The following is a 13896-nucleotide window of genomic DNA, read 5'->3' as shown; positions in this document are numbered from 1 at the left end:
GATCAGTTTTCCAGCTGTTTCTTCCACTGGTGTATCAGCCCCAGCGCCTCAAACGGGCTGAGTTTTTCCGGCACCACCAGCCGCAATTCGTCAAGAACCGGATGGCTGGCGAAAAGCGGCAGCCTGGGCGCCGCTTTCTGCTTTTCCGTAACCAGCTCGCTCCTGGTTTCCAGGGTTTCCAGTATCCGCCCGGCGCGCAGTATGCATGACGCGGGCAGGCCCGCCAGCCCGGCGACGTGAATGCCGTAGGATTTGTCGGCCGGGCCTTTTTCGATTTTATGCAGAAAAATCACCTCGTCGCGCCCGGCGGCGTTCTGCCATTCCCGCACGGCGACGTTATGGTTCGCGACGCCGGGATATTTCTCCTCCAGGTCGGTCAGCTCGAAATAATGCGTGGCGAACAGCACTTTCGGCCCGCCTTCCGGGTTGCGCAGATGCTCGAGCACCGCCCAGGCGATCGAAATGCCGTCGAAAGTGGAGGTGCCGCGCCCGATTTCGTCCAGCAGGATAAGGCTGCGGCGCGAAAACGACGCCAGAATACTGGCGGTTTCCTTCATTTCCACCATGAAAGTGCTTTCGCCGCGCGCGAGCGCGTCATGCGCGCCGATTCGCGTCATGATGCGGTCCACCAGCCCGATGCGCGCGCGTTTCGCCGGCACGAACCCGCCCGCCTGCGCCATGATGACCAGCACCGCGCCCTGCCGCAGGTAAACGCTTTTGCCGCTCATGTTGGGGCCGGTGATGACCATGATCTGGGGATCCCGGTCATTTATATAAAGATTGTTCGGCACGAACGTGCCCGGCGGCAGATTGCGTTCCACCACCGGATGCCGCCCCGCCTCGATTTCGAGATCGCACGACAGATCAACTTCCGGGCACACATAGCCGTTCTCCGCCGCGACAACCGCAAACGCATAATACACGTCCAGTTCCGCCGCGATGCGCGCGAAAACCCTGAGCTCGCGATCCGTACCGGCCAGCTCCTCCCGCAGGCGGACGAACAGTTCGCTCTCCAGCCGCAGAATCCGGTCCTCGGCGCCCAGAATGCGCGCCTCCATGTCCTTTAGCTCTTCGTTAATGTAACGCTCGCAGTTGGCCAGAGTCTGCTTGCGGATATAGTCCTGCGGAGCCTTGTCCTGATTGGCCCGGGTGATTTCGATATAATAGCCGAAAACCGAATTATACCCCACTTTCAGCGAAGGAATTTTGGCGCGTTCCCGCTCGCGCGCCTCAAAATCACGGAGCCGGGCGCCGCCGTCGCGGCGCAGCGCGCGCAGTTCGTCAAGTTCCGGGTGGTACCCGTCGGCCATAACGCCGCCGTCGGATATTTTAGCTGGCGGCGCCTCGACTATCGCACGTTCCAGAAGCAGCGCGGTTTTGGCAAGCGCGGGATACACATCCTCAAACCGGCGCAGCGTTTCCAGGCCCACGCACGAAGACCGCTCGAACCACTTCTTGAATTCTTCCAGCCCCGCAAGCGAACGGCGCAACCCCGCCACGTCGCGCGGCGTGGCAGAAGCGGCCGCCAGCCGCCCCAGCACCCGCTCGATATCGGAAATATTTTCCAGCACCGCCGCCAGTTCAGCGCGCTCCTCCGGTCCCGCCACAAACCCGGCGACGGTTTTCTGGCGTTTCTTTATCGCCGTTATGTCCGCCAGAGGATGCAGAAGCCACTCCCGCAAGGTGCGCGACCCCATCGGCGTAACGCACCGGTCCAGCGCGCCCCACAGGCTCTGCGCGCGCCCGCAGTCGGACGCGACAAGTTCAAGCGTGCGTATCGCATTTTCATCCAGTTCCAGAGTGTCCGCGGTTTCTTTAAAAACCGGCGCAAGCCGGCCTTTGAGATGCGGCTCGTTCTCCTCCACGTAAGCCGCCGCGCCCAGCGCGGCTTTCAGGGCAAGCTGGCGGTTCGCCCATATGTCGCGGGCCGGCCAGCCTTCGCCCGGCGCGAGCTGCGCGGCCGGCCGGTCGTAAACGGTGAGCGCCGCCGTGTGCGGCAGCACGCCCGCCGCGCCCAGTCTGGCGGCGGTTTTGCCGGAAGCGATGATCTCCGCCGGAGCCAGCCGCGCCAGAAACGAAGCCAGCCCGCGGTAGGCGGGATCGTTCATTTTCTGCGTGCCCCAGAACTCGCCGGTCGAAACCTCCACGCAGGCCGCGCCCCAGCCGTTAAGCTCGGTTTCCAGACAGATCATGTAGTTGGCGGTTTTGGCGTCGAGCAGTTCGTCCTCCAGCACGGTGCCGGGCGTTATCAGGCGCACCACTTCGCGGCGCACCAGTTTCCTGCCCTGTCCGGCGTCTTCGGTCTGCTCGCAGACCGCCACTTTGTGCCCGGCCTTGATCAGCTTCGCTATATAGCCGGTCGAACTGTGAAAAGGGATCCCGCACATCGGCTCGCCCTGGCGCGCGGTAAGCACCAGCCCCAGCGCGCGGCTGGCTGTTTTTGCGTCCTCGCCGAACATTTCATAAAAATCACCCAGCCGGAAAAACAGAATGGCGTGGGGATAGGCCGCTTTCACGGCGCGGTACTGCTGCATTAAAGGCGTATCTGTTTTTGTCTGGGTCATGGCAGGATTATTCTAGCAAATTTATATGTTTACATTGCGCGTGCGAAACGCGTGCGCAATCCCCGGCGCAACGGTGTTTAAAACGACCCGGCAGCCCGCGCATTCAGCCGCGCGTCAGAATCCGGGCGGCGGTTGCTTATCCGGCCACGCGCCGGTCAGGCAGGAGGAAAACAGCCGCGCCGCCTCCGACATGCTCTCCAGCCGCACAAACGCGCCGCGGGCGGCGGCCGCGCCGTCAAAACCGCGAATCCAGTAACCGGCCACCTTTCTCGCGCGCACAAGTCCCGCCCGCTCGCCGTAGCGGGCGGCGTTCAGTTCCAGCAGTTCGCAAAACCCCGCCAGCCGTTCTGCGGCGGAAGGTTCGAAAACCGGCCCGCCCTCAAGCTCCGCGGCGAGGCTTCTGAAAATAAACGGATTGCCGACCGCGCCGCGCCCGATCATAACGCCCGCGCAGCCGCACCCGAACATGGCGCGGGCGTGGGCGCAGGTCCGCACTCCGCCGTTGCCGATTACGGGGATTTTCACGGCGGCGCAGACCGCAGCCAGCCCCTCAAGATCAACCGGGCCGGCGTGAAAAGCCGCCGCGGGACGCGCATGAACCGTAACCGCGGACGCGCCGTTTTCTTCGGCTATTCTGGCGAGCCGGGCGCCAATGCGCTCGCCAGCCCGCAGGCCCGTGCGGAATTTTATGGTCACCGGAATGGAAACGGAGCGAACCGCCGCCGCAAGCAGCGCGGCGAACAGGCGTTCGTCGCGCATCAGCGCGCTGCCGCACCCGGCCTTAACAATTTTTTTCACCGGACAGCCGGCATTGATGTCCACAATGTCCGCGCCGCTTTCCTGCGCGGCGCGAGCGGCGGACACGAGGGCCTCCGCGTCGCAGCCGAAAATCTGCAGCGAAACGGGGTGTTCGTCGGGCGGGAAACCCAGCATCGCCTGCGTTCTGGCGTTTTCATGCAGCACGCCGCGCGCCGATACCATCTCGGCGCAGACGAGCCCGGCGCCGCCGCGCAGACAAACGCGCCGGAACGGGGAATCGGTGATCCCCGCCATCGGCGCGAGAGACAGATTGTTTGAAAGTTTAACTCCGCCGACAGACAGCGGGCGCGCAAACGGCGTCATTTCCCGATCTGGCCGGGCTGATAGATCCCATCATGCGTATAGGAATAATCATGCGGGGCGCGATTGCGGATCGCGTTAAGCTCGTTGCCCGGCGCGTCGATCGCCAGCATGATTTTATACTGGAACGCGTCGGCTTTCTTTTCGAAAAATTCTATCGAGTCCAGGTCGCTGTAGTCAACCGGTATGGCGACAGCTTCATCCGCCGAAGGCGCCGCCGGCGCCAGCCCGGCGGGCAGCGTTTTGCGCTTCTGCTCGCGCTGCTGCGCGACATAATTCATCGCCACGAACAGCTGATGGGCGATCGCGCCGGCGCACCAGGTTTCGGACCGGAAAGCCGTCCGCCCGGTCATCACTATCGTGGGCACGCCGTTCTCCATTTTGAAATCGGTCACGTCGCCCATGCGGATAACATACACATACCGTTTGAGGGCAAAAAACACGGTCCTGTCCGCCCGCCAGATCATCTCCAGCGCGCGCTCCACCCGCGGCTTGAAAGTCTTCGCGCGGTTATCAACAATGGTGAAAGCGCCCGTAGAGATTTTTTTGTCGGACTTGGCCTGCAACGCCAGCGGATCCGGCGCTTTCCCGCGGTTATCAAGGAATTTCTTGAGCGCCTGGTCTTTATAAATATCCGTGCTCTTTTCATTCTGCCGCTTGACGACGGACGAAAAAAACATCCAGATGCCAATGACCGCAGCCGCCAGCACCGCCGTAATCTGCAGAAACCTTGTTCTGATACGCCGCCAGCGCCCCGGCTGCGGCGCGGTCAGCGCCTGCGATTCCCGCGCCGGCTGATCCGGCTGATCAGGCTCGGCGGCTTCCGCGGCCGGCTGAGCCTGTTGCGGCTGACGCGGCATATAAAACCGCGCCAGATCCGGCGGCACCTCTTTGCGCGCGGGTTCCGGCGCCTGCCCAGGTTGCCGGTTCTGCGAACCGGCCGGATCAAAAGAATTATTCGGAAACTGGGGGTTGCCGTTTGTCATTTAAACCGCCTCAGGCATCCAGCTGGGTCGCGTATGCCTTGTAAAACGCTTCAAGTTCGGTTTCGAAGTCGGAAAATTCGAACACATGTTTCCGGCAACCCTTGCGCGAGCAGATCTGCACCTGGCCGCCCTGTTTCAGATCGAACGCCACCATGTGCGCGCCACAGACATCGCACTTGCGGGAACTCTTCAGATCTTCCCGGCAATGCGGGCAGCGGAACGCCGCCACCTTGTGCTCTGGCATTTCAAAAGGCATTTCTATGGCGTAACTGCCGTAAAGCGAGCTCAGATAAAGCGCGCCTTTCTTCGTGGAATAGGAGAAATCAACCTTTATGGACGGTTTCCCGTCCAGTTTGTGGCCGCGCTCCATAAGCGAGTGACCGCATTTGGGACATTTGACTGACACCTGAATCATTGATCCTCCCTGAATATACTGAGCTATTTTATTATACAAAATCTTTACCTTTCAACGGCGCTTCGGCCGGCGCGGCCGCCGCGCCGAAGGATTTTGCGCCGGGCCGCCGGGTTTTAGCTATAATCTATATATGCGCCTGCGCGATCCCAAACGCTGGATAGACATGCTTTGCACCGCCGGAATACTCTGTCTTCTGTGGGGCGGGACGGTCTGCGTGCTTTCGCTCCCGCTGCTGGCAAAGCGGATCGCGTTCATTTCTTCGGCTTCCACCTCGGTGGGCCGCAGCATAGATACACGCAGCTATACGCTTTACAAAACCGTTCTGGGTGAATTCGTCAAGCAGCAGGTCTATATCCCGATCGTTGAATTTTCGGCCGGCAACGGGCAAAAATACCGGTTCATTTCTGTTTCAAAATTCTCAAGCATGCCTGACAAAGTCACTTTTCCCGTCTACTACCGGCCGGCCGCGCCGGAAATCTTCATTGAAAAAACGTTTTCGGCGACTCTGCTGTTTCCGCTGAGCTTTTTCGCGGCGGGCGCCGCGCTGATGTTATGCGGGCTCGGCCTGCTGACCAAAGCGCTTAACATGGCAACCCGCATTTCCCGGGTGCCGCGCAGAACGGATTTCCTCAACGCGCCGGAAACCATGTTCATGCAGACCCGCCGGACCAAATAATCAGCTTCCACCCGGGCGGCGCTGACGCCAATTCCGGCCGGCCTGTTTAAAACAGCAGGCAGGCCGCTTCGCGCGGATTTAACGCCGCCGGCCAGATAACCGTCAGTCGGGCTCTGTCTGCGGCTGCTGCTCTATCCAGCGGCCGCCCTCGGGCGCAGTCGCCAGCTGGCGGGTATAAAAACACCAGGCCGCCCGTTCCCGCGCCAGTTCGCGGGTATTGGAAAACTCCACCGCGCGGCCCAGCCCGCCATACCCGCTGCCGCCCGCCATCATATTGTCGGTGGCGGCCAGATGATATGTTTTACAGTCGTCCAGCGGCTTGCCGCCTACCAGCACCCGCGTTATTTTGCCGCCGGCCAGCCCGGCCGGATTATAATAAACGGTAATGCCGGAAATCTGCAGCCGGCCATCCGGGCTGGAAAGCCCGGCTTCCAGCACCGCGCGCAGATCCTCGCCGCGCAATTTGATAAGCATCATCTGGTCGTTATAGGGGTAAATGTCATACAGCACGCGCTCGGTCACCCGGCCGGCCGGCATGGCGTTGCGCAACGCGGAATAATTAAGGAGCGCGGCGTCGGTTTTGAGCCAGCGGCTGAAACAGTCGGTCATCCAGTCGCCCAGCGGAGTTTCGCCGCCGCCGGAATGGGTCAGTTCTTCACGGCTCCGCCCGATCGCGCGGTCAAGCAGCTTGTCAACGCCGGCGCGTATTTCCGCCAGCCGCGCCTTGATTTTTTCATCCTCTCCGTACCGGTCGCTTTCCAGCGGTATCAGCCGGTAGCGGAACCGCGTTATCCGGCCGGTATAGGAATTGATGCCCAGGCTCAGCCGGCCCACCTTGGCAAGCATGGCCCCGGAATGCACTATGTAAGTTTCCCCTATTTTCACCGGGTGTTCCGTTTCGATATGCGAATTGCCGCCTAAAATGACGCTTATCCCCGGCACGCGCGCGGCCAGCGCCGCGTCATCCGCGTTTTCGGACTGGCCGTAGGAATTCAGGCCTATATGCGTAACAGCTATAACAAGTTTGCAGCCTTTTTTGCGCAGTTCGGGAACCACCCGGGCGGCTTCTTCGATTGGATCGGTTATTCGCAGCCCGCCAAGACTGCGCGCCGGAACCGTTTTGTACACGTCCGTGCCCACCAGCCCGAAAATCCCTATTTTCAGGCCGGCGTAATCACGAATCATATACGGGCTTAAAAACTCGACCCGCCGGCCGGTTTTCGCGGAATAGACATTCGCGCCGAGCGCCTGAAACCGGGCCTGTTTAAGCATCTCGGCCAGATCCGACCAGCCCTCCGCAAAATCCATCCCGCCCGGACAGGCGGCCGTATACCCCACATCGTTCATCAGCCATACGGCCGACGTTTTGTGCGAGAACTGCCCTTCCGGCGTGCCCATGAACCAATCGCCTCCGCCCAGCAGCAGATACGGCGCCTTTTCAGCGTCGAGCAGGCTTTTCAGCACCGCATAGCCGCCACCCTGCCTGTCGCCTCCGGGCAGAGTGCGCGGCCAATAGGCGCCATGCACGTCGGCGGTATGGTAAATGACTATTTCAGCGTTATTGCTGCAGCCGGCCGGCAGCAGCGGAACCATAGCCGCCGCCACAAACAGCCACGCTCCGGCACGCAATCCGCCAGCCGCGCGCCGGAACATGGCAACAATTGTTCTTATGACCGTAAGATTCACCTTCTTTCCGCAATCCCCCGCCGGCGCCGCGGCCGGCCCGGTTAATCAACCCGCCTGATCCGTCCAGACTCCGGCTCGCTCACCGGAGTTTCCTTTTTTATACGGTCAATGATGTAATCCCGAATGGAAATGCCGGTATCCACCATATTGCGGCCTTCCTTGAACACCATCCCGCCGCTGCCGCCGCCGGCCAGATAATTATTTGTCGCGACGCGATAAACCGCGCCGGGCCTGAGCGGCGAACCGTTCACGTCAAGCACCAGTTCGTCCACATTGCCGCGCTCGTCGGTGGAGTAAACGACAGTAAGCCCGGACACCTGCATGCCGCTGCCGACATGGCTGAGATTATCCTTCATCACCCGCGCGATCTGCTCGCCGGTCAGTTCCATCGTGACAAGCGTGTTTTCAAACGGGAAAGCCTGATAAACGGACCGGTAAGTTATGGTGCCGGCCATGATATCGGCGCGGATGCCGTGCGAATTATGGAACCCTATTTCCGCGTTGCCCGCATCGCGGATCGCATCGGCCGACCAGTTCCCCAGCGGAGAATCGAACCGGACACCGAGCGAAACCAGATTGTCTTTCGTTTCGCCGATCGGGCGGTCCATTTCCAGGGCTATGCTGTCCTGTATGGGTTTGAGCGCGGCCAGCACTTTCCCGTCCTCCTTCTCCGCCCAGAGCGGTTCAAGCTCCACTTTGCTCACTTTCATCCGGCCGGTGTTGTCGTCAATATCGAGCTCGATCCGGTCCACATAAGACAGGTAATTGTACCCCTCTGCGAACCATGTGCCGGACACGGCATCGTAATAACCGTTTTTCAAGCCCGCGTGAGTATGTCCGCCCAGCACCAGCGCTATGGCGCCGCGGCAAGCGCGCGCGATGGAAAGATTCCCTTCCGTTTCGTCCCATTCGGAAAACTTTATATCCTGCGAATCCACCAGCCGGCCCGTGCACTTGCCGCATACGCCGCCGTGCGTAAGCACTATAATATTTTCCACGCCCTGTTTTTTCAGCTCGGCAACCGCTTTCTTCACTTCTTCCGCGCGGTTGCGGAACTCGATATCCTCCACATTCGCCGGCATGGTGGCTACGGCGGTTTCCTCGATCGTCGCCCCTATGACTCCGATCTTCGCGCCTCCGACATCAAGCACGGTGTAGGGCTTCACATAGGGCACCCTGGTTCCGTCCGCCCGGAGATACATATTGCACGACAGCGCCGGGAATTTCGCTTGCGCCAGCGCTTTTTTCAGCGGTTCCTGCCCGTAATCGAACTCATGGTTGCCCAGCGCGAGCGCGGAATAGCCCAGCAGGTTCATCAGCGTTATCGAAGCCTGTCCGCGGGTCAGGTTTCCCTCGGGCGTGCCCTGGAATATGTCGCCGGAATCAAGAAATATCACCTTATCCTTTTCCTGTCCGGCTTTTGCCGCGAGCGCGGCGAACCCGCCAATCATGCGGCTGGCATTTTTGATGTCCCATCTGGCCGGCCGGGCCGCATACCAGCCGTGCACATCGCCGGTATGGTAAAGCACCACGGTTTTTGCGAACGCGCAATTGCCGGCCAGCAATACCGCCGCGAACAGAACCGGCAGTTTCCTCCATTTACCGTTAATCATCTTTCCTCCCGTCAGTAAAATGCCTGCGTCCGCAAACTGGCGCGCCACAAAGCCAGTATGCCGGCGCGAAACATCAGCCCGGCGTCATGTCCTCGCCCGCCGCGGGCCTTGTCGCGCAAATCCGAGCCGAATTTGCGCGTGTCGAAAATTTCCGCCAGCGCGGGCGTTTCGAGCGCGGCATGCAGTTCCGCGGGATCCGAACCGATCCACTCCTCCCACGGCGCCCAGAACCCGTGCTTGCTGCGCAGCGCGATGTTTTCCGGCACATAGCGGCCGGCCAGCGCGCGCAGAATCCATTTGCTCTTGAACCGCCGGATCTTGAACCCCGGAGGCAGGTTATAGGCAAACTCAATCACCGCCGGGTCAAGGAACGGCACCCGCGCTTCAATGCCGGCGGCCATGGTGGCCTTGTCGGACTTCATCAGCAGGCAGTCGGCCAGCACCGTCCTTAAATCGGACAGCAGGACCCCGTTAAACCCTTCCCCGCAAGCCGCGTCCAGCACATTCATCCAGCCGGTTTCGCATTCCAGCCGCGCCGCAAATTCCGGCGCGAGCAACTCTTTTATCCGCGCGTCGCCGGAATGGACCGCCGCGCGGGTCCACGCCGTTTTGTCCTTAAACGGAACCGCCCTGAAAAACCCGTTTTTGCCCCACCGGCTGAAATACCAGCGCACGGCCTCTTTCACCGGCTCCGGCAGCGAGTTCACGCGATATGACAGAGCGGCAGCCTTGTAGCGGTTGTACCCGCCGAACAGCTCGTCGGCTCCTTCGCCGGACAGAACGGCCTTTACCTCTTTGCGCGCGTAGTCGCTGAGCAGAAGCGTGGGCAGCAGCGCGGAATCTCCGATCGGTTCGTCCATCGCGCGCATCAGTTCCGGTATCCGGGCCAGCACGCCCGCGTCCAGCATAAGCGGATAATGCCGCGAACCGATGTGCCTGGCCACCGCCAGCGCGTGGGCCGACTCGTCCATGCCGCGCCGCGCGCCCGTAAAACCGATCGAAAACGTTTTTACGCGCCCGCCCGCGTGGCGCACCATCATGGCGGCCAGCACGCTCGAATCCACCCCGCCCGACAGGAACGCCCCCACCGGCACGTCGCTTAACAGGTGCCGCTTAACGCTCGCGTTCAAAATTGCATCCAGTCCGTTGACGGCGCCGTCAAAATCCGGCTCCCGGGCATCGTCGCACGGCGTCACGGTATGGTATTTTACGATTTGCGGCGGCTCGATCGCCGAGCCGGGCGCGGGCAGCGCAAACTCCGCGTAATGCCCGGGCGGCAGTTTTTTTATTCCTCTGAAAACAGTGCTTGGCGAATGGACGAACCCGAACCGCAGGTAATCGCCGACGGCGGCATAGTCCCATTCCGCTTTCACCCCGCCTTCAAGCAATGAGCGCAGTTCCGAGGAAAAAACGAATTCGCCGGTCTGAACGCTGTAATAGCAGGGCTTTATGCCCGCATGATCGCGCGAGATTATAACGCGCCGGGCGGTTTCGTCCCAGAACATGAACGCGAACATCCCGCTCAGCCGCCTGATGAACGGCGCGCCGTGGCGCATAAGCCCGCAGAGCAGGGTTTCGGTGTCGGCGTGCGTGCGGAACAGAAAACCCGCCGCTTCCAGTTCCGGCCTCAGCTCCAGATGGTTGTAAATCTCGCCGTTGAAAACAATAGCGTATTTTCCGCAGGGCGAAACCATGGGCTGATGCCCGTTTTCAAGATCAAGAATGGAGAGCCTGCGGAATCCGAGCGCGGCTGGCCCGCTGAAAAACTCGCCATCGTCATCCGGACCGCGGTGGGCCAGCGCGCCGCGCATACGGCACAGACGCGCCTTCACCCGGTCTGGCGAGACGGCAAGATCAGACGAAATAATTCCGCAAATTCCGCACATAACACTGGTCGCTGCGAGTATATGATAACAAATATTCCGCGCGCCGAGGTACTATGGAAACCCCGGCCCCGGATCGGCTCGCTCAAACAGCGCGTCCGTTCAAACCGGTTCGGACATTTAGACAGCAAGACTGAAAATTGTATAATGAGCGGCATGGCACCCCACTCAAGCAACGACATCCGTTTTGCATTCGGCGCGAACTGGCGCCGGTTTATAGAATGTCTTAACCCCGCCCGGATCCGTCAGGCTCAGGCCAGCCTGCTGGAAAAAACCGGGCTGGACTCTTTCGCCGGGAAAACCTTCCTTGATATCGGCTGCGGCAGCGGTTTGTTTTCGCTGGCGGCCCGCAATCTGGGCGCGACGGTGCATTCTTTCGATTACGATCCGCAGTCCGTCGCCTGCGCGCTTGAACTGCGCGGCAGGTTCCGGCCGGATGACAGCAACTGGACAATCGGGCAGGGCTCCGTGCTCGACCGCGGGTACATCGAATCACTCCGCCAGTTTGACATAGTATATTCGTGGGGCGTGCTGCATCATACCGGCGCCATGCGCTCCGCTCTCGAAAACACCGCGGCGGCAGTGAAAAACAACGGCCTGCTTTTTATCGCCATTTACAACGATCAGGGTGCGCGAAGCACCCGGTGGAAAAACTTTAAACGGCTCTATGTCGCCGCGCCGCGCATCGTTCGGCCGGCTCTGGCCGCGCTGGTGGCCGCGCGGTTTCACACGCTGACAGCGATAAAACGGGCGGTCACGCGCACGCTCGCCCCGGAACACGAACGCGGAATGCATGCCTGGCATGATGCCGTTGACTGGGCCGGCGGGTACCCCTTCGAGGTCGCCAAACCGGAAGAGATATTCGACTTTTGCCATGCGCGCGGATTCGCGCTGCGCGCACTGCGCACGGTCGGCGGCGGGCACGGCTGCAACGAATTCGTGTTCATGAAACAGCAGCACTGATTTAACATTATCCGAAAAACCGCGTCCGGCGCTGCTCCGGAAGCGTTCCCCGGCGTTAACCCCCGTAAAACCCGCACGGCATATCGCTCGACTCTCAATTTTACCGGCGCTTTTAGCACGAAACACCAACCGGCTCTATTTGAATCAGACCCCGGCGCAAATGCCGCCCGGCCTGTAAATACCCCGTCCGCCGTCACGCGAACCTGCCGACAACCGTTCCGGCGTCGCCCGCAAACACGGGCGCAGGCGCGAATGGAACAGCTGAACCTTCTCCGGCGGCGCCGGCGGCACGCCGGCAAATGTTTTTTCTTGCCCGGGAACCGGAGCTTTCTTTGCGGCGGACAACCGTCCGCCGCCTGCGCAACCGCGGCGTTGCATAGCCCTGCCGGGCCAATGGCCCATCGGCAATGTTTTCGGAAACAGCGGAATACTGAAAACCCGCGGCGCGATACCTTGCGCCCGGCTTGCGGCGCGGCGGTTTCGCTCGGCACAGCCTGTCGTTTGCCCCGCCCGAGCCGATACACACGTCCTCACACTGCCCGTACAAAATGAAACTCCCCCGGCTGTGCCATTGGCCTGCCGGTTGTTATTACGCTTTACCGGCAAGCCGGGGGGGTTCTTTTGGTCCGGACTCCGTTTGCCCCGCTTGAGCCATGCCGGCAATCATTATGCCGGGCCGGCACCGGGTTTTCATGAGCGGAATTTGTAAAAAGCCGGACGGGGAAAACCCGTCCGGCTTTCAACCGCTCAAACTGCTCCGGAATTAACGCTTCGAATACTGGAACCGTTTTCTCGCTTTCGGCTGACCCGGTTTCTTGCGTTCCACCATTCTGGAATCGCGGGTCAGATACCCGGCTTTTTTCATCGCGCCGTGAATTTCGTCGCTCATGTCGGCCAGCGCGCGGGCGATGGCATGGCGCAGCGCGCCCGCCTGGCTGGAGATGCCGCCGCCGTTGACTTTTGCGTTGTAATCGTATTTTCCGCCTTCTTCAACAAGCGTGATGGGAGCGGACACCGTCTTCTGATAGCGTTCGCAGCCGCGGAAATATTCGGCGAGCGGTTTTTCGTTGACAACCACCGCGCCTTTGCCTTCCTGCAGTTTAACCTGCGCCACGGAGGTTTTCCGGCGGCCGGTTCTGGATTTCATTTCGGTTATATCGGTCATATTGGACATTCCTTTTTACTTCTCCACTTTCTCGCCCATGCGGTGCGCGAAGGGCGTAACATCATTGGCGTACACTTTCAGCCGTTTGAGGCGGGGAGCTCGAAGCTTGTTGGCTTCAAGCATTCTCTTGACCGCCAGTTCGATGACCCTGGTGGAATCTTTCTCCATCTGGCGTCTGAACGGCACGACTTTCGCCCCGTCTCTGTAACCAGTGTGGTGGAAGTAGAACTTGTCCTCTGATTTGTTGCCCGTCACCCGCAGTTTGTCCGCGTTGGTGACGACCACGAAATCGCCGCAGTCCATATGAGGGGTGAAAAATACTTTGTGCTTGCCCACGAGCAGTCCGGCTATTTTGGTGGCGACCCGGCCGAGAGAATCGGAGGAGGCGTCAATAAAATGCCATTTGCGCGAGGCTTCAACTTCATTCACTGAAGGTAAGTAGGTCTTGTGCATAATTTTACGCTTGTCACTTCCTGTTAGTTTTAACGGCTGAGCGGCGCAATATTGTGCCGCGCGCAATGCGCGGGTTTGGCAAACCCCGCGCCCCCCCAAACAACCGGGAGCCTCGGGCCGGCACTGCCGGGCCGCAAACGCTCATTCGGGGCGGAACGAACGCGCGGAACCAAGCAGCGTCAGAACAGCCGCCCTCCGTCTTTTTATATTATAGCACAATACAGCCGGTTATTTGCAATCCGCCCGCCAGGGCAAAAAGTGTGCAAAACAAATACAGGACTCCGTTTTGAGGCGCTCCGTTTTGCCATTTATGACAGCCGGGAGAGGAGTTTATCGAAAACCATTGCCGCTTCCGTCACCTATGTTTCCTCCA

General features: G+C 60.4%; 11 protein-coding genes. 2 read left to right on the top strand and 9 right to left on the bottom strand.

What is annotated here, in order from left to right:
- Positions 1–2 precede the first annotated feature (2 nt).
- The 4 genes from mutS to PHW69_02950 form a co-directional block, all read right to left on the bottom strand.
- On the bottom strand, positions 3–2564 hold the full coding sequence (mutS, locus tag PHW69_02965) for a DNA mismatch repair protein MutS (GenBank protein ID MDD4004149.1): 2562 nt from the start codon (positions 2562–2564) through the stop codon (positions 3–5).
- Between the two features lie 114 nt (positions 2565–2678).
- A complete protein-coding gene (dusB, locus tag PHW69_02960) occupies positions 2679–3686 on the bottom strand; it encodes a tRNA dihydrouridine synthase DusB (protein ID MDD4004148.1) in 1008 nt (335 codons plus the stop codon).
- The gene (locus tag PHW69_02955) at positions 3683–4669 is read right to left on the bottom strand and encodes a hypothetical protein (GenBank protein MDD4004147.1); all 987 of its coding nucleotides are present in this window, start codon (positions 4667–4669) and stop codon (positions 3683–3685) included. The genes dusB and PHW69_02955 overlap by 4 nt, the downstream gene beginning before the upstream one ends.
- A 10-nt stretch (positions 4670–4679) precedes the next feature.
- Positions 4680–5084 carry a class I tRNA ligase family protein gene (locus tag PHW69_02950; GenBank protein ID MDD4004146.1) on the bottom strand — a complete coding sequence of 135 codons (405 nt, stop codon included), beginning with the start codon at positions 5082–5084 and terminating at the stop codon, positions 4680–4682.
- Between the two features lie 130 nt (positions 5085–5214).
- Here PHW69_02950 and PHW69_02945 point away from each other — a divergent pair, with 130 nt between their 5' ends.
- On the top strand, positions 5215–5760 hold the full coding sequence (locus PHW69_02945) for a hypothetical protein (GenBank protein ID MDD4004145.1): 546 nt from the start codon (positions 5215–5217) through the stop codon (positions 5758–5760).
- A gap of 102 nt (positions 5761–5862) precedes the next feature.
- Here the strand turns inward: PHW69_02945 and PHW69_02940 are convergent, their stop codons facing one another.
- The 3 genes from PHW69_02940 to asnB are packed head-to-tail and all read right to left on the bottom strand — an operon-like array spanning position 5863 to position 10945.
- On the bottom strand, positions 5863–7446 hold the full coding sequence (locus PHW69_02940) for a bifunctional UDP-sugar hydrolase/5'-nucleotidase (GenBank protein MDD4004144.1): 1584 nt from the start codon (positions 7444–7446) through the stop codon (positions 5863–5865).
- A gap of 41 nt (positions 7447–7487) precedes the next feature.
- Entirely contained in the window at positions 7488–9059 is a 1572-nt protein-coding gene (locus tag PHW69_02935; GenBank protein MDD4004143.1) for a bifunctional UDP-sugar hydrolase/5'-nucleotidase, read from the bottom strand.
- Between the two features lie 11 nt (positions 9060–9070).
- Positions 9071–10945, bottom strand: a complete 1875-nt coding sequence (gene asnB / locus PHW69_02930) for an asparagine synthase (glutamine-hydrolyzing) (GenBank protein ID MDD4004142.1) — start codon at positions 10943–10945, stop codon at positions 9071–9073.
- A gap of 144 nt (positions 10946–11089) precedes the next feature.
- On the opposite strand from asnB, the gene PHW69_02925 reads away from it, so the two are divergent.
- Positions 11090–11905: a class I SAM-dependent methyltransferase gene (locus PHW69_02925; GenBank protein ID MDD4004141.1), complete on the top strand. Its 816-nt coding sequence runs from the start codon at positions 11090–11092 to the stop codon at positions 11903–11905.
- 763 nt (positions 11906–12668) lie between these two features.
- On the opposite strand, the gene rpsI is transcribed toward PHW69_02925, so the two are convergent.
- Entirely contained in the window at positions 12669–13052 is a 384-nt protein-coding gene (rpsI, locus tag PHW69_02920; protein MDD4004140.1) for a 30S ribosomal protein S9, read from the bottom strand.
- Between the two features lie 33 nt (positions 13053–13085).
- Complete coding sequence (gene rplM, locus PHW69_02915) at positions 13086–13523, bottom strand: 50S ribosomal protein L13 (GenBank protein MDD4004139.1); 438 nt, start codon at positions 13521–13523, stop codon at positions 13086–13088.
- Positions 13524–13896: the final 373 nt, after the last annotated feature.

Source organism: Elusimicrobiaceae bacterium, assembly GCA_028700325.1.
Classification (GTDB): Bacteria; Elusimicrobiota; Elusimicrobia; order Elusimicrobiales; family Elusimicrobiaceae; genus JAQVSV01.
This window is presented reverse-complemented; position numbering and strand designations above follow the sequence as displayed.